Genomic DNA, 1,001 nt, shown 5'->3' with positions numbered 1-1,001 from the left:
GAAGAACTCACGAAGAACCAGGAGCGCTTCGATCACAAAAACGAGGAGCGAAGCGCGCTTCGCTCCGGCAAGGGCCTCACCGAGGAGGTCGTCCGCCTCATCAGCGAGGACAAGGACGAACCCGACTGGATGCTCGACCGGCGCCTTCGCGCCCTCGAGCACTACCAGAACATGCCCCTCCCCACGGATTGGCCCGGCCAGCCCGACCTCACCGAACTCGACGTCGAGGAGATCATCCCCTACATCCGCCCCGACGTCGAAGCACGCGGCAGCGTCGACTCCTGGGAGGACGTCCCCGAGGACATCAAGGACACCTTCGAAAAACTCGGCATCCCCGAGGCAGAACGCGAATCCCTCTCCGGCGTCGGCGCCCAGTACGAATCGGAAGTCGTCTACCAGAACATGCAGGAACAGTGGGAGGAAAAGGGCGTGGTCTTCATGAACATGGACCAGGCCGTCGAAGAACACCCCGAGATCGTCAAAGAACACTTCATGACTCGGTGTGTCCCACCCAGCGACAACAAGTTCGCTGCTCTGCATGGGGCCGTCTGGTCCGGCGGCAGCTTCGTCTACGTCCCCGAGGACGTTACCGTCGAAATGCCCGTCCAGGCGTACTTCCGCATGAATTCGGAGGGCATGGGCCAGTTCGAACACACCCTCATCGTCGCCGAGAAAGGCTCGGAAGTCCACTACATCGAGGGCTGTTCGGCACCCAAGTACGGCACGCACAACCTGCACTCGGGCGGCGTCGAGGTCTTCGTCGGCGAGGACGCTCACGTCCAGTACAGCACCGTGCAGAACTGGTCGAAGAACACGTTCAACCTGAACACGAAGCGCGCGATCGCCGAGAAGGGCGGTCGCATGGAGTGGGTCTCGGGCTCGATGGGCTCGAAAGCCACGATGCTGTATCCCTGTACGATCCTGAAGGGGCGCGGCGCGAGCGCGAACCACATCAGTATCGCCTTCGCGGGCGAGGGTCAGGACATCGACACGGGCGCGAA

General features: G+C 62.3%; 1 protein-coding gene. It reads left to right on the top strand.

Annotated features, from left to right (window positions below):
* A partial coding sequence (gene sufB / locus WOA58_RS18610) for a Fe-S cluster assembly protein SufB (protein WP_340605801.1) occupies positions 1-1,001 on the top strand: 1,001 nt, incomplete at both ends.

The organism is Halalkalicoccus tibetensis (genome assembly GCF_037996645.1).
GTDB lineage: Archaea > Halobacteriota > Halobacteria > Halobacteriales > Halalkalicoccaceae > Halalkalicoccus > Halalkalicoccus tibetensis.
Note: the sequence above shows the minus strand (reverse complement) of the source record. Positions and strands in the feature narration are given on the sequence as shown.